This window comes from Bacillus sp. BB081, assembly GCF_008368895.1.
Classification (GTDB): domain Bacteria; phylum Bacillota; class Bacilli; order Bacillales; family Bacillaceae_G; genus Bacillus_A; species Bacillus_A wiedmannii.
Genome location: NZ_QOZX01000095.1, coordinates 1 through 21,655, shown reverse-complemented (window position 1 = coordinate 21,655; position 21,655 = coordinate 1). Strand labels below are relative to the sequence as shown.

The window sequence follows — 21,655 nt, the reverse complement described above, 5'->3', positions numbered from 1 at the left end:
TCCTCTACCTACACACTTCGATATTTTTCAAACAAGTCCTTTTTCTCAACAAAAAATAAGACTACTTCTTTTTCAGCTTCATATTGTTTACTAATGAAAGAATTTTTAAGGAGGTTACTAAAATGAAACGTTTATTTCTCTGTATGGAGCGAGAACTTGTTGTAGTGAAAGAACAATATGGTCACTTTGAAACAGCGTGTCACTTACAAAATATGCAACCTACCTGTATCGCTGTTGATCCATTTCAAAAGAATCGTGTATACTGCGGAACATTTGGACGAGGTTTATGGTTAAGCGACGATGGCGGGGATTCGTGGAAACCGATTGGAGATTCATATCGTTACTTTGATTTCCCTAAAGAAGATGGTATTTTACACTCTTCGATAACTTCCATTACGATAAGTCCTAATGAACAAGTTAACGGCTATGGCGTCGTTTATGTCGGCACAGAACCGAGCGCTTTATTCCGTTCTGAAAATGGTGGTGAAACGTGGACTGAACTTAAAAATATGAAATCATTATTATCTTCTTATACGTGGGCTTTTCCGCCTAGACCTTTCACCCATCATGTTCGCTGGATTACAGTTGATCCAAACAATCCAAATACAATCCATGTTTCAATTGAAGCTGGTGCTATTATTCAAAGTAATGATAGAGGGCATACTTGGATTGATAAAAAATTCGGTGCTCCTATCGATGCGCATCAATTGCTTATGCACCCTGAAGCTCCAAATCGCCTTTATGCATCATGTGGTGACGGATTTATGGGCGGACCTGATCGCGCATACCTTGAAAGTTATAATAGCGGAAAAAGCTGGATCTCATGCAGTGAAGGACTTGAACACCATTATTTATACAGCATGGCTATCGATCCGGCTGATTGTGATACAATTCTCGTTTCTGCCGCACCGAGTGCTGACCTCGCTCATCATCGTATTCCTTATGAATCTTATATTTATCGGAAAACGAAAGATACTCCTTTCCAGCAATTGCAGCAAGGTCTACCATCTGCAATTGGTACAGTCATTTCAATGTTTGCTACAAATCTAGCAGAACCACATACGTTTTACACTTTAAATAACAATGGCGTCTTTCAATCCAATGATAGCGGCGAATCGTGGGAACAACTAAACATTCCGTGGAAAGATGAGTATAAAACGCAGCATCCACATGCATTACTCGTTACTAGTTCTTAACGAAAAAAAGACTGCCTAATGGTTTTAGGCAGTCTCTTTTTTATTTCTTTAAGTCAATTACGATATCATCTAACGCAATACCCTTATTGCCTCCCAATCTTCGAGGCACAAAACGCTCCTTTACTTCTCCTCCAACTATTGTTACCGAGCCATAATTTTCAGGAGTGTGAATTCTTAAATTAACGTAAGGCGTTATTATTAACTTAGTCGCATTCTCATTAAGTTGTTGGAATGTTTCACTCCAATTAAAATTATAAGGATCTTCACCTGAGCCTCCATTTCCTTCTCCATAATACTGATTACCTATATCATCTCTCACTTTTAAATCAACATCCACTCCATCCCATACACCTCTTATTTCTTGAGCTACTTCTTGGTTGTAATATAGAATAAACGACATGGGTGTTATTTCCATTCTCTCCATATTAACTTTTACACCATCTTTTTCTGCACTACCTCTAATCAATTGCTCTTTATTTTCTATTCCTTTTAGATTAATATTAAAATTCCAAGCTCCTTTTATCTCTTCTTCTGTTTCTAAAATGTTTATACTTTGTATACTCCATTCAACATTCACTGTAGTTCCTTTATTACTAACTAGATCACTACTTGTTTTTATTAAACCTTTATATTTCCTATCAGCGACCTTAATAATTTCATTGCTTCCTGATTGGGCACCTGCTCCTTTAATAGTTAAAAAATCCAACGTACTTGGATTTTTGCCTAAATCTCTGTTACTTTCTATAGAATAGTTTATTAATACTGTCTTACCATCGAAAATCGCATTATTAATCGTTATCTTAATTCCATTTCTTTCTTTTGTCATATTTAGTACTGTGGCGTATTGTTGATAATCATTATGAAGCCCCGTTTTCTTCTCTGCGTCCGCTTTATAATTTTCATATACCCCTGTTCTACCATTATCTAAAAATCGGAATATATCACCTACAATTGGCAATCCCCCTGCATATGTAGGAAATCCGATACCAAGCGTTGCAACTGATAATCCTACTAAAATAGATGCAACAGCGACACCTTTTTTCCAATTTTTCATCTTTTTCTTCGTACGTATCGATTGTTTTACATTACGTTTCACTTTTTCTTTTTCAATTTCAGAAGCCTCAATTTCCTCAAGTTCTTTTTCATCTATATCAATATCATTTAATAGTTCATAAATGTCTTTCATATTGCACTACCTCCAAAACTAATTTTCGTAGCATTTTGTTGTAGTTTCTTTTTCCCACGGTACACACGATTATCGATCGCTGCCCGAGTTAACCCTAACTTGTCTCCTATTTCTTCTGTCTTCATACCGAGAAGATATTTCATAATGAACACTTTTTGATCTAGCGGTTCTAATTGATTAATAAGCTTCAATAATTCTTCCCTATCTTCCATAACGATTAATTCGTCTTCCGCTGACTTTTCCGTACTGATAGGAATCTCATCTGAAATAATTTCTACTTTTCTAGTCGCTTTCCGGTAATAATCAATCGCTTTAAATTTTGCAATTGCCGCTATCCATTTTTTAAAATCACTCGGCTCTCCATGAAATTTATTTGCGTTATTCCAAATGGAAAGAAATATATCATTTACACATTCCTCTATGAGTCCATCATTTTGGACTGGAAGAAGAACTTTGTGCGTTATTCCTTTTATGAGTGGTAAGTATGTATCGACAACGAATTCTAGCGCATCTTCTTTTTGCCGTTGTAATCTTTTTATAAAATTTTTCTCATTTGATTTCATGTAGCGATTCCCCTTATTTTTTTGTAAAAGCTTTTACACCCTATATAACGTCTTACAAAAAATTTTCTCTCATCTTTTTTTATTTTTTGTATGTTATGGAATACTTTCCCTACGCCATTGTCTCACATAACTATGTATTACAAGAAAATTTTCTCAAGTCTGCAATTTAATTCATGTAGTACACTATTTATATAGTCATTCTTTAACTTGGTGTACATTTCACCCCGCATTAACAGGCAATAAATCCCACCTCAAAATTGGGCGAATGCGAGGAAGTTAGGTGGGAGATAACTCCCCGTAAAAGCCCGATTGGTTCAACTAATAATCAGTGGGCGATGGAAAAAAAACCACTGATTAAAGTTTCACTTTATTTCATTAATCTACTTTTCAACATTTTAAACTAGGAGATGAGATGTGTATGTGTGGAATTACAGGTTGGGTAAATTGGAATAAGGATCTTTCCAATGAACATGTTATTTTAGAAAAGATGGCAAATAGTATCCAGCATCGCGGTCCGGATGCTGAAGGATTTTGGTTTTCACCTCGTGCGGCTTTTGCACACCGTCGGTTAATCGTAATTGATCCAGAAGGCGGGACACAGCCGAAGACATTTCGTGCTGGTGATTATATGTATGCTCTTACTTATAATGGAGAAATTTATAATTTCCGCGAGCTTAGAGAGCAACTTCAAAAATGTGGTCATGCATTTGAAACGCATTCGGATACAGAGGTGTTACTACATGCTTATTTAGAATGGAAAGAAGACTGCGTACAACATTTAAATGGTATTTTTGCCTTTGCAATATGGGATGATCAAAAGCAACAATTATTTTTAGCACGTGATCATTTAGGCGTAAAGCCACTCTTTTATACAGAAAGAAATGACAGTATTATTTTCGGATCCGAAATAAAAGCACTATTAGCCCATCCATCTGTCCCTGCTGAAATTGATGCAGATGGCATAAACGAAATATTTGGATTAGGATTATTTCGAACTCCAGGATGTGGCGTCTTTAAACATATTCAAGAAGTGCGTGCTGGACATTCTATAACGTTTACACGTGATAAAAAAGTAGTTAAGAAATATTGGAATTTAGAAAGTAAAGTTCATACAGACTGTACTGAAGATACATCATCACATATTTTATCTCTTTTACAAGATACAGTAAAAAGACAATTAATTGCCGATGTTCCTCTCGTTTGTATGTTATCAGGAGGATTAGATTCTAGCGGTATTACTGCTCTAGCGGGTAAAGAGTTTGCAGCGGAAAATAAAACACTTCATACGTATTCCGTTGACTTTGTAAATAGTGCAAAAGATTTCGAGCTGACATTTGCTCGCACTGGTTTAGACGCTCCTTGGGTAAAACGTGTTTCCGAACATGTAGGGACATCTCATCATGACATTATTGTGAATGCTGAAGAATTAGCAAATCACTTATTCGTCCCTCTCCATGCAAAAGATTTACCGAGTGCTGGCGAAATGGAAACTTCACTATATTTACTATTTTGCGAAATGAAAAAAGATGCAACTGTAGCTTTATCCGGCGAATCTGCTGATGAAGTATTCGGTGGGTACCCTTGGTTTCATCAAGAGGATTTACTATTTGTCGATAAATTTCCTTGGCTAACAAATTGGAAAAACACTTCCCCTCTTCTACTAAATGAAGTAAATAACCAATGCAACTTAGAAAACTATATTGATGCACGCTTCCAAGAAGCGATTCTTGAAGTACCTACTCTTGAAGGGGAAAGTAAAAAAGCCGCGAAACAACGCCAAATGTTTTATTTATTTTTAACGAGATTTCTCCCGTTCTTACTTGATCGTAAAGATCGTATGAGTATGGCTGTAGGCTTTGAAGTACGTGTACCGTTTTGCGATTATAGATTAGTTGAATATTTATGGAACGTTCCTTTCAATATAAAAAGCATTGATAATATTGAAAAAGGCATTTTACGTAGAGCACTGCAACCTGCTTTACCTGACGATGTACGCAATAGAAGAAAAAGTGCTTACCCAACTTCACAAGATCCACATTATTTACAAACAATCCGTCATTTATCACTCGACTTGTGCAGTAATAAAAACAATCCTATTTTCTCACTTATTAATCATTCCACATTACTTGCCATTGCCGATGAAAGCAATAAAGAAATTAACAATTTTGAAGCAAGAAGTGCTATGGAATATATGCTACAAGTAAATGAATGGTTGAAAACGTATCATATTCATATTGCTTAACAAAAAGGAGTTCAAGGATAAAAACCTTGAACTCCTTTTATATTAATTAGCGCATTGTTTATTTTCAGTGTCAATAGACCACCCAATAATAGTGGCACAATCTCTACCTTTCCACTGCAGTACATTTGTTAATACTGGCTCAATCTGTAAGCAACTTCCGTCGTGCAATATTTCTACTAAAGATTGATCATCATCAAATTTTCGTTTATCACACTCTAAAATACCGTCCGTTGCCATTACAATGTGATTCATTCCTTTTTCTAATCCTCTGACACCTGATGTAAAGCAAGGTGTATTTGCAGCAAAAATATTTTTCCTACCAATATATTCGTAATTCTTCCGTTTATTTAACCGCCCTTTACCATTCTTCGTTTTTTCAGAATGGAATAAATATGCGAAGCAATCACCAACTGATAGCCAATATAAAAATTCGCCTTTTCGCAAACAAATTAAGCATGCAAGTTCCTCATCATCTTGATCACATTTTTCAATAAACAATTCATCTGTAAATAACGCTAATAAGTACATATGCGTATGATGAAAAGCTAAATGTATCGGGTAAGAAAATAACTCTTTTAGTTTCTCTTTTCTTGCTGAAATTGCTTCTATTATATAATCGATATTTTTTGTTTTGTGGTGTGTATCAAAAATCATAACAAATTCAAATTGTAATTCAGGATCCCACCAAGCAAGCACCGCATCTCCTCGTTCATATGCATCACTCTCTTGATTTCCCCCATATACGCCGACTGAAAGAGGACCACATTTTTCAACATGTATTTCATCTACATACATCTGTTCATGACTCATCCATTTGAATGTATTCACAGCTATCATCCTCTCTCTTGCTAAATGTATACCTTTACACATAGATTACCTTATATTTCAATAAAAATAAACTTTTTCAACATTTTTTATCCAAATAAAAGGATTTTATTTCTATGTTCACGAATATATCTTACTATACGATATAAAAATAGGAGGATTTATCATTATGAAAGACATCAATCAACATTGGGAGAGCATTTATTATCACTTACGATATGAGTATGAGGACAACCTTTCTCACCAAGCCATTCGTATTTTACAACTCATTTCTCGTGAGAAAGATATAACAATTGGAAAAGTGGCTACTGAGCTTAGTCTCTCTCATAACACAGCGTCGGAACACGTAAAGCGCCTTATTCAAAAAGGATTTATTATAAAAGAAAGAAACAAACAAGATGAAAGGGTCGTAAACCTTACTTTAACGAAAGAAGGCATTGAAATATTAGAAAAGCATACTTTACTAGATAAAGAAAAGATAAAAATATTAGAATCACAGTTATCAAAAGAAGAACAACAATTAATTGAAAAAGCCTTTTCGTTATTAGCGAAGGAGGCAAAATATGCATTTCCTCGTTAAAGTAATCGTTTCTGCACTTATTATTGGCGTTATTACTGAAGTCGCTAAACATTATAGTACGATAGGCGGCTTTATTGCTGCCCTTCCTCTCGTTAGTTTACTGAGCCTATTTTGGATTTCTTTAGAAGGCGGGAACAAACAAGAATTAAGTCAATTTGCTATAGGTGTATTATATGGATTTCCTGCATCCGCACTACTACTATTTATCGTCTATATTGGTCTGAAAAACTCATTTTCACTTAGTACATCTGTCCTGTTTGGTATAGGTGTTTGGTGTATCGTTTTTGCTTGTCAAAAATTATTTCAAGCTTAGTTAGGAGGGTTTATTATTTATAAATTTGTAGAGGTATTGAAGCAATTCACTCCTTGCAAATAAAAAAAGGAAGCAACTAACGCTGCTTCCTTACTTATCTATTCATAATCTTCTTCATCATCGATTTCTTCATAATACGAATTCCCATTACTTACATATATAGGGCCATTCGCAACGTCAATACGTAATACCCATGCCCATGGCACAGCTAAACGCTTATGTATTGCTCGCCAAAAGCTCATTGATTTTCTTTCGTACTCCTGGAACTCCTGAAGTAACTCTTTGTAGGAGGAACCGTCTAACTGAATATTTGCTTCTAACAAACGAGAATGGGCATAGTACTGCAGCTCTAGTTCAGCAGCAATTTCCATTTCTTCTTCCGTTGCCATACCAATAATTGCTCCATCTGCTGGTACAATTTCAAATACGTTCTGAACTTCAATAAGCCCTTCTTTCTCTTTCTCAAACATGTAAACAGCCTCCTTTAACACATATTTTTTATGTTACAAAGTCATACTTCTACAATAACTTCTCCCTTTCCTCTTTTTTTGATAAACTTTTACAAATTATTTATCTGATAATCTGTAGACTGTATTCTTTCAGCAGAACTGAAACAATTATTATCAAAAGTTAATTTATACACGTCAGGCATATGAAGGGTTTTCCAAAACTGAAAATCATATTTCGAATCAAAATAATTCATTAGTAATACCATAATATTCCCATGAGTACCTATTACAATATTCTTACCTTTATATTTTTTTAATATACTTTGCATACATATTACAGCACGTCTTTGCGCTACATCATTTGATTCTCCGCCTTCGTATGCAAAAGTCCAGTCTTCCCATACCTTCTGAAGAGCATCATTAAAATCCTGTACTGGTTCTTTACTTAATAGCCTTTCCCGTAAATCTTCTTCCAGTTGTATTGATAAATTATATGTATTCGCAATTCCTTGCACAGTTTGCATTGCCCTTTTGTACGGACTAGAAATCACAACATCAATATGTTTATCTTTTAATAAGCGTGTTACATTCTCTGCATCACAATGTCCTTTTTCAGATAAAGGCCGTTCCCGTTCTTCTTTTGTATATGTAGAATGGGCATGGCGAACGAAATATATTGTCGTCATTCATTCATCCCCCTTTTCTGTTTCTATCCAAATTCAATACATTACCATCAAATCCCTTTACCTTTATAATAAGTGCTGTCAAATTTGAATGTTGATTTTCATATTAATAAAAGGGAAACACCTCTATGGTATTTCCCTCATTTAAAATAGACTACATTCAATTAAATACTTTATCAATTTTATTTCTGTCGTATTCTAATATCCAATCATTATATGTATGATAAATACCTCTAATTGTATTAGGAGAGGTAGCTAATACATCACAACCCCTATCATCATAAACGTGAAATATAGTATTCTTGTTAATATTTATGAAATACACCCTATGAAAAATACGCGGTTTTATTCCCATATCTTGATTACAAATTGCTTTTAGCATAGGAATGTATTTCAAGTCTGAAACTTTACATTTCAAAGTATATCTATGGGTTTTATATACCCCGTCTTCATCGTCTTCTGGAAAAATATAAGGGATTGTATTTTTCTGTAACTTAAACAAATCGGACTTCTCTTTTACACACTTAGAAAAGATATTCAATTTGTGTTTGAAAATTTCACCGTCTCCATAGTCATTTACATCCACTACGATATAAATATCATCTTCTGTTGCATGTAAAGACTGAAATAAAGTAATCGCTCTATTATAAACGCCTTCTAAATATGGGCAGTTTTCATAAATGTTATTGCAATCATAGTTCACACCTAATCTAAAGCGAATACCAATATCCCCATTATAAAATAGAGGTGGTCTAAGTTCTAAATTTGGAAACGTTTCAAGCATATACTCATTCAACCTCATCTCAACACCTACCTTTAATAGCATCTTGTTTACATAATAAAATTATTCTATTATAATTTATTTTTGAATTCCTCACTTGTTATTATGTCTCGAATAAAATAATCTACATTATTTCTCAGCTTTTGATATGCAACTTGATCTTCTATATCGTTAAACATAATGACAACTTCTACTTTATTCCCTTTCTTATCTGTAGTATACAAGCTTTTTGTCAATACGAATGCGGTAGAACCACCTTTTTGACCAGCATATTCGAACTTACTATTTTTAACTGTTCCTTTGAAAATGTTCTCGATTTCTTCTTGCATTGATTTTGGAAAATACTTTCTACTATTTATTTTTTCCATTATACTCATATAATCTTTAGCGTTTGCACCCATTAATCGATCTGACCAAATTCGCTGAAATTCCATATCTACTTTTAAGGGGATATCCCGTTTTTTCCATTCTTCTTCATCTTTCATCCATTCATGAATTTGTAAAACATGTTTATTATACTCATCCTTTGACATGTTACGTATCATTTCTAACGATCGATTTTCTGGCTCATGAAGCTCTTTTTCTACATACCCTCTCATATATAGTGAAGCAGTATACGAAGAGAACTTGTCATGACTAGTAAGCTCTAATTCTTTTAAACTATCATTTACCCTTTCTATTCCAAGCTTATCTAACAAATATGTTGTATTTGCATTAGAGCTATAATGAATCATCCCTTTAGCGACTTCTTCTAAAGCGATTTGTCCATTTTTCACTAACTCTCTCGCTTTGGCATCTTCTAACCAGTCAGGGTGCGCTCCACCGTCAGTGTTTTTAACGTAATATTTATCTAGCTCCTGCAATGAAATTTGTTCATCACGACTTATTTTCCCTTCTGACACTTGCTTAGCAAATTCAACTGCTATTACGATTTTTGCCATACTCGCTAATGGCAATTTTTTATTTTCATTTATAGAAGTTATTACTTCTCCATTTCTTTTAATAAATAATGAACATGTTTCATCGTCTTTATGTTCTTTTATGTACTTTAATACGTAATTCGGATCTTCTTTTGACAAATAGTACTTCATAATAAAAAAGAAAGCTATAGCGGCTACTATAATGACTCCTGCAATAATTCCTATAATCTTTAATATGTTCACAATATGCCCCCCTTTACTAAGTTCCCTACTATATAATTATAACGAATCTAATTACAAAATTATACAAAACAGAGTGACTCTTCCTAAAAAAGAAAGAGTTACTCTATTTCACATGATGTTATTTGTCCATTTAACGTAACGACTATATTTGAGTCGCCACTTTCTTTAGCACCTTTTAATCGATTGGAGTTAGGAGGACCAATGACAACTGACTCCTTAATTTGCGAAAGGTCCTTCCCTAATTTTTCCGCACTTACACCGTATGCAGCTTGAAATACTTCTGGCGGTGTTAATCTAAGTATGTCTGATCCTTCTGCTGTTTCAAACTGATCGTTATTGAAGAACAAATGTAATTGTACTTCTTCTGTTACCGCTGTGATCCAATGCCACCATCCCATTGGAATAAAGACGGTTTGCCCCGCTTTTACATGATAATTTTGCAATTGATTCGTTTCCGGATTTAAGATAGATGTAATCGCTTCTCCTGATACAACAACATCTAATTCCCACGCATTTGGATGCCAATGTGGTTCCCGCATGTGCCCTTTTGTCATAAATAAATCGACAAACGCTCCACCAATCATTGCTGGTAACTGCGTTGACGTAACTTCATAGGCAACGTTTTTCTCATCTCTTTTAAAAAAGATGTTTTTTCTCGAATCAAAGAAAAGGTTTGGAGTTCCTGAACTTTTCTTTAAATTTTTATTATCTGGAACATAACCTGAACTACTCATTTTATCCCTCTTTTCCACTCCGAACATTTCTAGTTTCACACTGTATCGTATGGAAAAAATGTATGAATGTGCCTATCATTCACATAACAAAAAAACATGCCTTCATGATGAGAGCATGTTTTGTGATATTCTTCACATTATTTAGTTAAAAAATAAACTTTTTACTTACCATGATGTAACATTAAATCACTAAGTTCTTCTTCAATGTGATTTAATTTCGCAACGCCTTCTTTCCATTTATGAATATAACGTGAAACCCCAACAAAAAACAAAACAATAATTGTGGAAAGAATAATACCATATACGATTGCTACAGTACTCATAGTTACACTTCCTTATAATTAGTAATGTGGTTATTAGTTATATTTTTATTATAAACCTTTTTCTTTTAAAATACTTCGATTTCAACTTTTTGTAACAAAATTGATTTTTCTAACATTTTGTTCGTAAAAATGGCATATTTTTCACAAATTATACAAAACTTCACCTTATGTACTATTACCATATGAGTTATATTATTAAATAGAATAAAGGGGATGATATACTATGACGACTTGGTTTATTGTAATGTTAGTTGTATTTGGGGCATTTAAAATTATCGTTTCTAGCCTTCCTAACACTGTTATTGAATCCATTATTAGCAAGTACGAAACACATCCACAACTTGAAGAAGAGAATTCGACTGTTACAATCAATGGAAATAACTTAGAAGGCGAACAAAAATCCAAAATTATTCATGATTTTAACGAAGGTTTATTTTTAGATCGCTATTATGCACCACCTCACAATGAGGGCACGCCTTTAATTATCAATGCAAAACGTGGCAAAAAAGATTTTATCTTTTACATTTATAGTCATGAAGAGCATGTTGATGTTGTAAAGCAACATAAAAAGAAGGTAGTTGCTTATAGTTTACGATCTAAAAACCTTCAAAATAATGATATGTTCTTGTCAACTGATTTAGCTTAATACTCATATATTAGAAAAAGGAATCCATGGAATATGGATTCCCTTTTACTATTCACTGAAAAATAAGCTCTGTCTTCAAACTATCTTTCGGTAACAACCATCCTTTTTGTTCTAAACTCTTCATTAATAATTCTCTTTGTTTTGTTGCAATACTTTCCTCTTTTGTTTTAAACGATACTTCTATTACGAAATCATCTTCTATTTTCCCTGTATTACTTAGTGGCCAAATTTCAATATTCGTTTTTATATTTTCAAACTCCCCTGTATACCGTTTCATTAATACAGGACCGTAAATACGAGAATTGTTGAGCATTTCTTCTCCCCAATTCGTATACAACCATTTGTTCATTTTCCCTGGAAACTTTTCTATTAACATGTTTTGAGCAGCTCGTTCGTTTGGTAAATCAAGTACTCCATACCCTTTTGCGCTGTAACTTTTCTTATTTGAAACACTTAACGTTTTTTTCTCAAATCCCCAATCTATTTCTGCCTCATAGTTATCAGTTTTACTATCAAATCCATCCTTTTTAGCCACTTCTAGTGCATCTTGAATTACACCATTTTGAATCGGATATCTTTTTTTATATGTTAGCTCAAAATCTTTGCTAAATTCTTTCTTTCGAATTCTCGCAAACCACCCTTCATTACTTAAATTTTTATTTGCCGTATCTAAAAATTGCACTTGTATTCTTTCATAATTTGTACCAGCCTGAAAATATTCTAATATCTCTTGGTTCATTTCTTTGTTGTAACCTAATACTTGTTCTGGCTTTAATAATAACTTCACTTCAAAACTAGGTTTCATTGGACTAGCAGCAAACCCTTCCTGAACGTTATAAAGGAAACAACAAAAGAAAATGCTTACGAATACAAATACTTTTTTCATATACCTATCCCCTTTACATTTTAAATGACTTCTATACGTTCCATAGTTAGTGAATACACATTTTCATATCCTGCTATGCTAAGCTTTTTCTGTAATCGATCCGTATCCTCTTTCAAAGCGTGTACTAACACCGTATGTTCTGGTAATAATGTATTTAACATCTCTTTCACATCTCTTATACTTTGGTGAACTTTATATGGAACTCGCTTCACCCTACATTCTTTACCTACACGTTCTTTCAAAACTTTGTCTGCAAAACTCCCTTTAGCAATATGTCCAGTAAATATAATGGAATTTCGTTCTTCATATCGCAGTTGTTCATAATATAACTGCGCTCGTTTCGTTTGCATATTCGCATCACTCATTACAACTATTCCATAACTATTTTGCGTACCGATGTCATGATCCATAACGATTATGTTTCTTTTTAAACTCTCCAGCACCCGTTCAATTTCTTCATTATTTTTGATCCAATCTTTATATACGAACATCTCCTCAAATCCATCCAAAATTTCTTGATCTACTATAATGGGAAGTTCTTTATATTTTTCATATAAATACAATACGATATCTTGCGCCCTACCAAGCGGTGGCAATGGTAATAATGCTATTCCTTTATTTTGCGCAACTCGTTCAATTTCTGCACACAGTTCGTTTACTCTTTCATGTTGCGAAACATCCTCAGTATGATAAGCGGCATCTACGATTGCAACTTTTATATCGCCACGCAATTTCTCAGGTAAATTAGCTCGTAGTATGTTAGACTCTGCTGAGTAATCGCCAGAATAAAATACATATGTATGACTCATGTCCACTAAAAACCAAACAGCCCCCAATACATGCCCACTATACCCCCATTGAAAACGCAATGTAGGTGTAATCTGTATCCATTCATTCGGATTACTAATCTCATCAATATATACATAATTTAAATCTTTCACATTTTGGTCGTTATAAGGTACATTCCATCCTTGCGTCAAATTATAGTTTCTCCATTTTTCATAATAAGCGGGAAGTTGCTCCTTCGTATAACGAGTCGTCCAAATTTTTTTCCTATATCCATACTTAGCTAATAAAGGTAAACCCATCGTATGATCTTCATGAATATGCGATAAAAATACTGCATCTAAAAACGGTACAACTTCCGCCTCTATTTTTGGATAACTATCCTCATATGATCGATTAATACCACAATCAAATACTATTTTCGTCTCTTTATTTTTTAGGAAGTAGCAGGAACGACCGTATTCTCCCGCTCCTCCCCATACTTCTATCCTCATCATGCTACCCCTTTTCGTTTTTGCTCCATATGTTGCAGAAGTAATAAACATATTGTTGTAAGTCCAACTGAAACGACAGCCATTGCCATTCCGATAGATACTTCTCCTTGTTCAAATTGAGCAAAAATAAATGTTGCTGAAGTTTCTACTGATGGAGGCAGTACAAGAAGGGATGCTACTAACTCTCTTATCGAGATTGTAAATGTCATCGCCCACCCAGCAAGAATGCCCGGGATAATAAGAGGTAATATTATTTTTCTAAAAATATAAATATAATTTCCAGAAAAAATACTTCCTGCCTGTACAAGAGAATCATCAATTTGCCCGAGCGATGCTTTTACATACTGCACCGTATAAGGTAAAAAAAGAACAACGTACGTCACGATAACCATGACTGGTGTATTGTAAATTGACATGGGCATATAGGGTGAATTCCAAAATAAAATCAGCCCTACAACCATCACGATTCCTGGTACCATATTCGGTAACATACCGCACATATCAAGCCATTTTTCAGAGGACTTTTTCCCCTTTCGGATCATAAGCGCCAAAAACACTCCAATCATTACAGCAATAATCGCTGTTATAAGTGAAAAGAGAAAACTGTTCCATAAAGCTTCTAATCCTGGAGAGCCAATTGTAAACAATGCTTCATAATGGCTCGTTGTAAAGTTGTTTACATGCAAGCCGCCGCCTCTTAATTTTGATAATGAAGCAATCAGTATAGAAAAGTATGGGATTCCAATTGATACGATTAATAAACCAATTACATAGCCCCATGCCACAACGCGTGTAAATATAGACAATGTATACCTTTTAGTCTTCACACCTTTTCCACTAACCATTGCATATGAATACTTTCGATTTAATACATTTTGCATATACCAAATGAGCATACACGCACTAAGTAATAAAGAAGATAATGCTGTTGCACTACTAAAATCAATCGGCCAACTCGAAATAAATTTATGAATCTCTGATGTTAACACATGAAATCCTATTCTTCTTCCGAATGTAGCTGGTGTTCCAAATTCAGCAATCGTCTTTACGAAAATGAGTAAAGCACCCATTACATAACTTGATACTAATAACGGCAATATTATTTTTCGTAAACGATAGAAAAATCCTCCACCATGAACTGCTGCCGCTTCTTCTTTACTACTCCCAATTTGAAGTAACGTGTTTTTCAACATGAAGTATAGGAATGGGAATAAATGCAGACTCATAATTAAAACCATACCTCCTAAACTAAAAAACGAAGATGAAATCGTCTTTAGCATCGGAAAAAACTGTTCAAAATAGCCGTTCGGTTGCATGAACAAAATCCAGCCCATCGATCCAATATATGGCGGTGTCATAAATGGAATCATAAAAATAATATCTAACTTACTATACTTTCCAACATCTGTTTTGCTCATAATAAATGCTAATGGAAATGCAAATATGGTTGCTCCTATTACTACGAGTACACCTAGGAGCATTGAGTTTAGAAAAATCCCAGCTAATCCACCACTCTGCATCACTTCAAAAGGCTTTAAAAAATTCCAACTACTATTTTCATATACACTAGAAAATAAAATGAGAAAAAGCGGAATGACGATTAACATCGCCACAAGTAACAACGCTACCGTCATTCCAACTTGTCTTACTGATACGAATCGATTTACCATGTAATCACCATCTTATTGAAATACTTTCTTAAATTGTTTTCCTATTTCATCTTGTTCTTTCTCAACTGTCTTCCAATCAATATTTAATACGGGAATCTCTTCTACATTCGGTCTATTTTCAGCTTTTATATCTGTTCTGCCTGGTAATAAATACGCTTTAGCAACTTGTTTTTGCACATCATCTGATAATAAATAATCAATAAACTCTTTTGCACCTTCTACATTTTTACTATCCTTCATAATACCTGCTGCACGCGGGCTAATAACTGTTCCGCTTTTTGGATAGACGATATCAACCGGTTCACCCTTTGCTTTTGCGCTGTACGTCATATAATCAACACCCGCAATTACCATGTCTTTCGCACCTGTTACTACTGGATCTAACGCTTCTTGGTTTGCACCTGCTACTGTAACTTCATTTTTCTTAAGCTGTTCAAATAAATTCCATCCATCTTTCCCATTCTTTTTCACATATCCTGTTACAAAGTCTAAAGCTGAACCTGAAAGTGCCGGATCTGGAAGGTTCACTTTCCCTTTCCATTCCCCTTTTGTTATATCACTCCAATCTTCAGGCGCTGTCTTCACATTTTTTGTGTTATACACAATTCCTAACGCTGAAGCACTATAACCGAAATAGTGTCCTTTATCATCCGACCATTCAGAACGAAGCTTATCAGCTTGTTTCGCTTCTTTATAAGCTAACGTTTGCCCATCCTTTTTTAATCCTTCCATCGCTGGTAAAGATGCAAGTACGACAACGTCAACGACTGGATTTTTCTTTTCAGCTTCCATTCTCGCTAAAATCTTACCAGTTGTTCCTTGAAACATTTCTACTTTTATACCCGTTTTCTTTTCAAAGTCCTTTTGAATTTTTTCTGCTAATCCTTTTGGCCCCGCACTATATACAACAATTTTCTTTTCATTCGCATTTTTATTTTTAGCATCTGCACTACCTGTCTTTGAACTACACCCTGTTACTACAGCAGAAAATAATAACGTACATACAAATAAAGACTTAAGCGAACTGAATTTCTTCATACGATTCTCCCCCTATATGATGAATATATTTTTTTGGCACATATAACGATACTGGTTTACCGATGCTTAATTTACTATTGTGATAAGCTGTCCATATTCCAAGTGCACCCATGTTTACTTTCATTTCATACCGTTCTCCTACATATGTAACGTGCTGAATTTCACCTGTATACATTTCACACACTTCATTTTTCGTCCAGCTCACATGCTCTGGGCGAATCATTTGTTTACCCTCTACAAGCCAATTTGCCTTACCAACAAATTTTGCAACAAATTCATGAGATGGCTTCACATAAATGTCTTCTGGTGTTCCTTTTTGTAATACTTCTCCTTGTTTCATGACAATAATTTGATCTGACATTGACATTGCTTCTGTTTGATCGTGAGTGACATACAATGCCGTTAAACCGATCGAATGAACGATATCCATAAGCTCTAATCGCATTTCTTCTCGCAAAATTGCATCGAGTGCACTCAGCGGTTCATCAAACAAAATAAAATGCGGTTTTGTTACAATCGCTCTAGCAAATGCGACACGTTGCTGCTGTCCGCCAGAGAGTTCATGTGGATATCTTTTCTCCATCCCTTGCAGGCGAACTCGCTTTATTGCATCTTCTACTTTTTCCCGTAATTGATTCGTTTGCTTTGTAGCCCTTAAACCAAATGCAACATTTTCAAATACAGTCATATGTGGCCATAAAGCAAAATCTTGAAATACCATACCGATATTACGTTCATGAGGAGATGTTTTTATTTTTTTCGCACCAGAATACATGCACGTATCTCCAAAATATATTTCACCTTTATCTGGCTCTTCAAGTCCTGCAATCATTCTAAGTAAAGTCGTTTTCCCGCATCCCGAAGGTCCTAAAAGTGTAGTGAATTCACCTTGTTTCATGACAATTTGTAACGGTTTTAACGCCTGTGTTTTTCCAAACTTCTTTTCTAATCCATGAATTTTAATATCCATCGTTTCACCTCTTTCCCCTCACTCTTAACCTGCTTTCATTCTATCTGGAAGATTTATACTGAATGTTAATGTACTGTAAAGATTAAATTAAAAAACTTCTAATAAACTATTTATTTCTATAGATTTTTTCTATAGTTAAAATAAAAAAGGAGGCAACTCATAATGAATCTCTTAAAATTAGAAATTGTAGTGCTTATTAAGAAATATAAAAAACTTACGATAGTTGCAGAAAAACTTGGTGTTAAACAACCTACTATTACATTCCATATAAAAAGCTTAGAAGAGGAACTCGGTGTGCCTTTATTTGAATTACGTTCTGGAAGATATTTCTTAACAGAGGCTGGTGAGGCACTGCATCATTATGCTTGTAAAATAGATGCACTTATGAAAGAAGCTAGGCGGGTCACGCAAGAGTTTAAAGATTTTCATAAAGGTGCTATAACAATTGGCGCTAGTTATGTACCAGCGACTTATCTTTTACCAGAAATTATTCACCAATTTCAATGCGAATTCCCAAATATAAAAATAACAATTATGGTAAAAACAGCTCCTGAAATTCGAGTAATGCTACAAAATCATGAAATTGATCTCGGGGTAATTTCTGCGGCACCTTTTGATGAATCACTTTTAAAAGAGACAAAAATAATACCTGATACACTTGTTCTTGCTTTCTCCAAAGAACATCATTTTTCAAAAAAAGAAAATGTATCATTACAAGATATCGAAAAAGAACGTATACTATTGCATCGTAACCCATCTACAACGAGAGATTTACTTACGCAATGGATGTTAGAACATAACATTACGTTCCAATCTGAAATTGAATTAGATTCATTAGAAACGATGAAACAAATTTTAAAATATGGTAATGGAGTTGCTTTTATTTCTAAACTCGCTATTGAACAAGAAGTACACCGAAATGAACTATGCTACATACCCATCCCTGGATTTGAATTTCAACGTAACATTTATACGATTCATCATGAGGACAGGTGGAATTCTAAAATTATTTCTTTTTTACTACATAGCATCACTTCTTATGCAACAAAAAATTAAAAGGCTGTCGTTATACACGACAGCCTTTTAAACTATTACTCTATTTATTTTTCTTTGCTTCAATTTTTTCTTGTGCCTCTTCAGCCTTATCTAATGCTTCTGAAACTTTCTTCTCTTTTTCTTTTACATCGTCTATACTATCTACTGCTTTAATGAGTTTATCAATTCCTTCTTCTTCTACTTTTCTACGCTTGGCTACTCTTTCATTCACTTTCTCTTCTACATCTTTTGCTTTTTGAAGCATATTCTCTGCATTTGATGTTACAGCTGTTTCAAGTGCATCGTCTTTTTTCTTTTGTAACACTTCATTTGCAATGTCTTTCGCTTCTAAATACTTACCGTCTTTTAATGCTGTTGCTCCGTGATCCATTCTCTCTGCAACTTCTTTATATGATTTCGCTTCATTTCCTGATTTCTCTTTTTCTGCTTTTTCAAACCACATCGTTGCATCACTATACTTTTCATCTTTCAATGATTGCATACCTGTTTCAATATATGTGTCATAATTGCTACATCCAGCCATTACGACTAATAGAAAAAGCATAACAAAACTTAATTTTTTCATGCTGTTGTCTCCTTTTCTTTGCCTGCTCACTATACTGTAACATACATGAAAAAGAGTTTCAAAAACTAAAATACTAATTTGGTCATTTTTATAATGATGCGTCAAATTTTTATTATTTTCTTATTTTTAAGCCGATACATCTACTTGTTTTTTCGCCATATGTTGCTTTACTCCAACTAATACAACTAACAATAAACCTCCGCCTATTGTCATCATAACAATGCTAGTTGGCAACATATCTAATAATAATCCATATACAATCATACCAAGCGGTGCGATTGCAGTCGCAATTGTTTCAAGTAGGCCAAACACACGCCCTAAGTAGCTCGGATCTGTCGTTTTTTGCATATGTACTTGCATCGGGATGTTTACAATCATAATTGCTATACCAGTTAACATCATGAAAGCAATATAGTAAATAAAACTTGCTACTTTTGGAATGATAACTAACAACGGAAAGACTGTACATAAACTTAAACCCGCAAATAAAAACAGTCCAGTATAAATAGAACGAAACGGATTATTCACTTCTTTACGCACTGATAAAGCAATCGCACCCATTAGCATCCCGACTGCTAACATCCCTTCTACAGTACCGAGTTGCTTTGAAGATAAATGCAATGTATGGACGATAATGTATGGAAGTGCAACGGTTAGCCCACACGCAAAAAAATTTACCCACAATGCTATTTTCATTAAACCATATATTTCATGTTGTCGTTTTACATATGAAAAACCTTCTTTTATACTCGTCAAGAAATGCTCTTTACTCTCAGCCACTTCTTTTTTGTATAAATCAAATACAATAAATAATTGCAAAATAACTGCTAAAAAGAACGTTACGCTATTTAACAAAAAGAACGACTTAATTGAAAAGAAACCAAATACAACTCCACCAATAATCGGCCCTAAAATATTTGATAAAGAAGCTGCCGTTTGATTTAAAGCACTCGCTTTTTGAATACGCCCCTCATCCACTAAACTCGGAATAGACGACGTTAATGCAACAGAATAAAAACTTGCACAAATTGATAATAATGCTGCTGAAATATAAATAAAAAGAAGTGATGGTCCAAATATAGCAGCAAGAATAAACATAATAAGCATCGTTAAACTACTTAATAAATCAGTTCCAATGACAAGCCACTTTCGATTCACACGGTCAGCTACAGCACCTGCAATTGGACCACAGATCATCCTTGGAAGTGATCCGCAAACGAGCGTAATTGCAAATCCCATTCCTGAACCAGTTGTCTTTAGTACGTATAACCCCATTGCAAACGTATAAATACCCGCCCCTAACAAAGACGTCATCTTTCCAATCATCATTAAAATGATATTTCTCGTTGCAATCTTCATTCTTGAATCAGCTTGACCTATACTTACATCTTCCATTATGACACTCTCCCCTTAAAAGTTAAATTGTGTTAAACTTATTATATAATCAACTTTCCAATTATTACAACAAAAAGTTTAATTGTATTTAACTTTTTTTAATTATAAAGGAGCTACAATATGGCAACTCTCGGAGAAAAAATTAAGGCATTGCGAAAAGAAAAAAAGCTTACTCAAACAGCACTGGCAGGTTCCGAATTGACAAAAAGCATGCTTAGTCAAATTGAAAATGGAAAAGCTACACCTTCTATGAAAACATTACAATATATTGCAGAAAAACTTGAATGTGAAACGAGTTTTTTATTAGAAGAAGATGATGTAGAAATTGTAGCACTCATTCAAAAAATGGAGCCATTAATAAAAGCAAATAAATGCGATGAAGTATATGAGACTTTACTACCTATCGTTCAAAAAGAACTACCTCTTACTTTAAATACAGCACGTTTATATAAACAGTTCATAACTGGAGCGGCTATTATGAACGATTATAATATTGAATATTACGTTGAAAAAGCTGTTTCTATATTTGAAAAATATACTTTGTATCGCGAAAGTACTGAAACGAAACTACTGTTTTACTATATGCTCTACAAACGGAAAAAATATAAAGAATGTTTACAGTTGATTACCAGAATTCGCGATGAATATAAAACGAAGAATTTAGAAATGGATCTTATTACACATATACAATTATATTTAAAAGAAGCAATTATTTTACTCGCATATGGTAATTATGAAAAATGTGAAAAAGTTATTTTAGATGCACTTGCATTTTCAAAAAAACATCAAGTGTATTATAAAACAGATGAATTTTACCGTATTTTATCTTATCAAAAAATCATTACAACTGATAAAGAAAGATATTTATATTACATAAAAAAATCTGAGCAATTTGCCATTTTTACAGAAGATACTTTATCTGCTGCAAATATAGATATATTAAAAGCTTATTACTATAACACCGTTACGAATGAATATACAATTGCATTAGCACATTTAGAACAATTCCGAGAAAAACTAAAAGATATACCAATTTTTCAAGACGATGGACTGTATTATCTTGAAAAAGGAAAATCTCTGTATGGTTTAAAACATTACAAGGAAGCTTTAG

General features: G+C 34.0%; 24 protein-coding genes. 7 read left to right on the top strand and 17 right to left on the bottom strand.

Translation table 11 applies throughout. The features are described 5' to 3' along the window. Positions 1–122: 122 nt before the first annotated feature. Positions 123–1,196: a WD40/YVTN/BNR-like repeat-containing protein gene (locus DN394_RS26245; protein ID WP_098084379.1), complete on the top strand. Its 1,074-nt coding sequence runs from the start codon at positions 123–125 to the stop codon at positions 1,194–1,196. 40 nt (positions 1,197–1,236) lie between these two features. Here the strand turns inward: DN394_RS26245 and DN394_RS26240 are convergent, their stop codons facing one another. Both DN394_RS26240 and DN394_RS26235 read right to left on the bottom strand, forming a co-directional pair. Then, positions 1,237–2,382 (bottom strand): DUF4179 domain-containing protein, encoded by a 1,146-nt coding sequence (locus DN394_RS26240; protein WP_149294388.1) that lies wholly within the window; start codon positions 2,380–2,382, stop codon positions 1,237–1,239. After that, positions 2,379–2,945 (bottom strand): sigma-70 family RNA polymerase sigma factor, encoded by a 567-nt coding sequence (locus DN394_RS26235; protein WP_000840023.1) that lies wholly within the window; start codon positions 2,943–2,945, stop codon positions 2,379–2,381. The genes DN394_RS26240 and DN394_RS26235 overlap by 4 nt, the downstream gene beginning before the upstream one ends. A 418-nt stretch (positions 2,946–3,363) precedes the next feature. On the opposite strand from DN394_RS26235, the gene asnB reads away from it, so the two are divergent. Then, positions 3,364–5,187: an asparagine synthase (glutamine-hydrolyzing) gene (gene asnB / locus DN394_RS26230; protein WP_149294387.1), complete on the top strand. Its 1,824-nt coding sequence runs from the start codon at positions 3,364–3,366 to the stop codon at positions 5,185–5,187. A gap of 42 nt (positions 5,188–5,229) precedes the next feature. Here the strand turns inward: asnB and DN394_RS26225 are convergent, their stop codons facing one another. Further along, complete coding sequence (locus DN394_RS26225; protein ID WP_002007354.1) at positions 5,230–6,057, bottom strand: PP2C family serine/threonine-protein phosphatase; 828 nt, start codon at positions 6,055–6,057, stop codon at positions 5,230–5,232. 124 nt (positions 6,058–6,181) lie between these two features. Between DN394_RS26225 and DN394_RS26220 the strand changes: the two genes are divergently transcribed. Beyond that, the gene (locus tag DN394_RS26220; protein WP_000651933.1) at positions 6,182–6,592 is read left to right on the top strand and encodes a MarR family winged helix-turn-helix transcriptional regulator; all 411 of its coding nucleotides are present in this window, start codon (positions 6,182–6,184) and stop codon (positions 6,590–6,592) included. Next, entirely contained in the window at positions 6,576–6,905 is a 330-nt protein-coding gene (locus tag DN394_RS26215) for a DUF3147 family protein (RefSeq protein WP_000545644.1), read from the top strand. The genes DN394_RS26220 and DN394_RS26215 overlap by 17 nt, the downstream gene beginning before the upstream one ends. A 98-nt stretch (positions 6,906–7,003) precedes the next feature. On the opposite strand, the gene DN394_RS26210 is transcribed toward DN394_RS26215, so the two are convergent. The 7 genes from DN394_RS26210 to DN394_RS26180 all read right to left on the bottom strand — a co-directional run bounded on the left by DN394_RS26210 (position 7,004) and on the right by DN394_RS26180 (position 11,220). After that, the gene (locus DN394_RS26210; RefSeq protein WP_046959012.1) at positions 7,004–7,375 is read right to left on the bottom strand and encodes a hypothetical protein; all 372 of its coding nucleotides are present in this window, start codon (positions 7,373–7,375) and stop codon (positions 7,004–7,006) included. An 89-nt stretch (positions 7,376–7,464) separates the two neighbouring features. Beyond that, the gene (locus DN394_RS26205) at positions 7,465–8,040 is read right to left on the bottom strand and encodes a histidine phosphatase family protein (protein WP_097917567.1); all 576 of its coding nucleotides are present in this window, start codon (positions 8,038–8,040) and stop codon (positions 7,465–7,467) included. Positions 8,041–8,197: 157 nt separating this feature from the next. After that, positions 8,198–8,839, bottom strand: a complete 642-nt coding sequence (locus DN394_RS26200; protein ID WP_098954021.1) for a DUF3885 domain-containing protein — start codon at positions 8,837–8,839, stop codon at positions 8,198–8,200. Between the two features lie 50 nt (positions 8,840–8,889). Beyond that, positions 8,890–9,981, bottom strand: a complete 1,092-nt coding sequence (locus DN394_RS26195; protein ID WP_097917565.1) for a serine hydrolase — start codon at positions 9,979–9,981, stop codon at positions 8,890–8,892. A gap of 98 nt (positions 9,982–10,079) precedes the next feature. After that, the gene (locus DN394_RS26190) at positions 10,080–10,715 is read right to left on the bottom strand and encodes a cupin domain-containing protein (RefSeq protein ID WP_060489788.1); all 636 of its coding nucleotides are present in this window, start codon (positions 10,713–10,715) and stop codon (positions 10,080–10,082) included. A gap of 161 nt (positions 10,716–10,876) precedes the next feature. Further along, a complete protein-coding gene (locus DN394_RS26185; RefSeq protein WP_000108701.1) occupies positions 10,877–11,038 on the bottom strand; it encodes a hypothetical protein in 162 nt (53 codons plus the stop codon). Between the two features lie 65 nt (positions 11,039–11,103). Then, the gene (locus tag DN394_RS26180; RefSeq protein WP_098084386.1) at positions 11,104–11,220 is read right to left on the bottom strand and encodes a multidrug transporter MatE; all 117 of its coding nucleotides are present in this window, start codon (positions 11,218–11,220) and stop codon (positions 11,104–11,106) included. Positions 11,221–11,261: 41 nt separating this feature from the next. On the opposite strand from DN394_RS26180, the gene DN394_RS26175 reads away from it, so the two are divergent. Beyond that, complete coding sequence (locus DN394_RS26175) at positions 11,262–11,684, top strand: YfmQ family protein (RefSeq protein ID WP_098705234.1); 423 nt, start codon at positions 11,262–11,264, stop codon at positions 11,682–11,684. A gap of 52 nt (positions 11,685–11,736) precedes the next feature. On the opposite strand, the gene DN394_RS26170 is transcribed toward DN394_RS26175, so the two are convergent. From DN394_RS26170 to DN394_RS26150, 5 genes are read right to left on the bottom strand one after another with little or no spacing between them, the layout of a single operon-like run. Beyond that, on the bottom strand, positions 11,737–12,570 hold the full coding sequence (locus DN394_RS26170; protein ID WP_149294386.1) for a hypothetical protein: 834 nt from the start codon (positions 12,568–12,570) through the stop codon (positions 11,737–11,739). A gap of 20 nt (positions 12,571–12,590) precedes the next feature. Further along, positions 12,591–13,853: an MBL fold metallo-hydrolase gene (locus DN394_RS26165; protein WP_141545443.1), complete on the bottom strand. Its 1,263-nt coding sequence runs from the start codon at positions 13,851–13,853 to the stop codon at positions 12,591–12,593. Continuing rightward, positions 13,850–15,520 (bottom strand): ABC transporter permease, encoded by a 1,671-nt coding sequence (locus DN394_RS26160; RefSeq protein WP_098705237.1) that lies wholly within the window; start codon positions 15,518–15,520, stop codon positions 13,850–13,852. The genes DN394_RS26165 and DN394_RS26160 overlap by 4 nt, the downstream gene beginning before the upstream one ends. Positions 15,521–15,532: 12 nt before the next feature. Further along, positions 15,533–16,558, bottom strand: coding sequence for an ABC transporter substrate-binding protein (locus tag DN394_RS26155; RefSeq protein ID WP_046959003.1), 1,026 nt, complete (start codon positions 16,556–16,558; stop codon positions 15,533–15,535). After that, positions 16,536–17,528 carry an ABC transporter ATP-binding protein gene (locus tag DN394_RS26150; protein WP_098705239.1) on the bottom strand — a complete coding sequence of 331 codons (993 nt, stop codon included), beginning with the start codon at positions 17,526–17,528 and terminating at the stop codon, positions 16,536–16,538. Before DN394_RS26150 ends, DN394_RS26155 begins: the two co-directional genes overlap by 23 nt. Before the next feature lie 162 nt (positions 17,529–17,690). On the opposite strand from DN394_RS26150, the gene DN394_RS26145 reads away from it, so the two are divergent. Continuing rightward, on the top strand, positions 17,691–18,584 hold the full coding sequence (locus DN394_RS26145; protein ID WP_087980077.1) for a LysR family transcriptional regulator: 894 nt from the start codon (positions 17,691–17,693) through the stop codon (positions 18,582–18,584). 40 nt (positions 18,585–18,624) lie between these two features. Here the strand turns inward: DN394_RS26145 and DN394_RS26140 are convergent, their stop codons facing one another. Continuing rightward, on the bottom strand, positions 18,625–19,149 hold the full coding sequence (locus DN394_RS26140; RefSeq protein ID WP_060630303.1) for a COG3014 family protein: 525 nt from the start codon (positions 19,147–19,149) through the stop codon (positions 18,625–18,627). A 126-nt stretch (positions 19,150–19,275) separates the two neighbouring features. Continuing rightward, positions 19,276–20,544 carry an MFS transporter gene (locus DN394_RS26135; RefSeq protein ID WP_060630302.1) on the bottom strand — a complete coding sequence of 423 codons (1,269 nt, stop codon included), beginning with the start codon at positions 20,542–20,544 and terminating at the stop codon, positions 19,276–19,278. Between the two features lie 120 nt (positions 20,545–20,664). On the opposite strand from DN394_RS26135, the gene DN394_RS26130 reads away from it, so the two are divergent. After that, the coding region (locus DN394_RS26130) for a helix-turn-helix domain-containing protein (RefSeq protein WP_149294385.1) at positions 20,665–21,655 on the top strand (991 nt) is incomplete at its 3' end.

Coding starts and splice junctions, on each gene's coding strand:
- DN394_RS26245 (WP_098084379.1), top strand. CDS start 123: ATGAAACGTTTATTTCTCTGTATGGAGCGAGAACTTGTTGTAGTGAAA.
- DN394_RS26240 (WP_149294388.1), bottom strand. CDS start 2,382: ATGAAAGACATTTATGAACTATTAAATGATATTGATATAGATGAAAAA.
- DN394_RS26235 (WP_000840023.1), bottom strand. CDS start 2,945: ATGAAATCAAATGAGAAAAATTTTATAAAAAGATTACAACGGCAAAAA.
- asnB (WP_149294387.1), top strand. CDS start 3,364: ATGTGTGGAATTACAGGTTGGGTAAATTGGAATAAGGATCTTTCCAAT.
- DN394_RS26225 (WP_002007354.1), bottom strand. CDS start 6,057: ATGTGTAAAGGTATACATTTAGCAAGAGAGAGGATGATAGCTGTGAAT.
- DN394_RS26220 (WP_000651933.1), top strand. CDS start 6,182: ATGAAAGACATCAATCAACATTGGGAGAGCATTTATTATCACTTACGA.
- DN394_RS26215 (WP_000545644.1), top strand. CDS start 6,576: ATGCATTTCCTCGTTAAAGTAATCGTTTCTGCACTTATTATTGGCGTT.
- DN394_RS26210 (WP_046959012.1), bottom strand. CDS start 7,375: ATGTTTGAGAAAGAGAAAGAAGGGCTTATTGAAGTTCAGAACGTATTT.
- DN394_RS26205 (WP_097917567.1), bottom strand. CDS start 8,040: ATGACGACAATATATTTCGTTCGCCATGCCCATTCTACATATACAAAA.
- DN394_RS26200 (WP_098954021.1), bottom strand. CDS start 8,839: ATGAGGTTGAATGAGTATATGCTTGAAACGTTTCCAAATTTAGAACTT.
- DN394_RS26190 (WP_060489788.1), bottom strand. CDS start 10,715: ATGAGTAGTTCAGGTTATGTTCCAGATAATAAAAATTTAAAGAAAAGT.
- DN394_RS26185 (WP_000108701.1), bottom strand. CDS start 11,038: ATGAGTACTGTAGCAATCGTATATGGTATTATTCTTTCCACAATTATT.
- DN394_RS26180 (WP_098084386.1), bottom strand. CDS start 11,220: ATGGTAATAGTACATAAGGTGAAGTTTTGTATAATTTGTGAAAAATAT.
- DN394_RS26175 (WP_098705234.1), top strand. CDS start 11,262: ATGACGACTTGGTTTATTGTAATGTTAGTTGTATTTGGGGCATTTAAA.
- DN394_RS26170 (WP_149294386.1), bottom strand. CDS start 12,570: ATGAAAAAAGTATTTGTATTCGTAAGCATTTTCTTTTGTTGTTTCCTT.
- DN394_RS26165 (WP_141545443.1), bottom strand. CDS start 13,853: ATGATGAGGATAGAAGTATGGGGAGGAGCGGGAGAATACGGTCGTTCC.
- DN394_RS26160 (WP_098705237.1), bottom strand. CDS start 15,520: ATGGTAAATCGATTCGTATCAGTAAGACAAGTTGGAATGACGGTAGCG.
- DN394_RS26155 (WP_046959003.1), bottom strand. CDS start 16,558: ATGAAGAAATTCAGTTCGCTTAAGTCTTTATTTGTATGTACGTTATTA.
- DN394_RS26150 (WP_098705239.1), bottom strand. CDS start 17,528: ATGGATATTAAAATTCATGGATTAGAAAAGAAGTTTGGAAAAACACAG.
- DN394_RS26145 (WP_087980077.1), top strand. CDS start 17,691: ATGAATCTCTTAAAATTAGAAATTGTAGTGCTTATTAAGAAATATAAA.
- DN394_RS26140 (WP_060630303.1), bottom strand. CDS start 19,149: ATGAAAAAATTAAGTTTTGTTATGCTTTTTCTATTAGTCGTAATGGCT.
- DN394_RS26135 (WP_060630302.1), bottom strand. CDS start 20,544: ATGGAAGATGTAAGTATAGGTCAAGCTGATTCAAGAATGAAGATTGCA.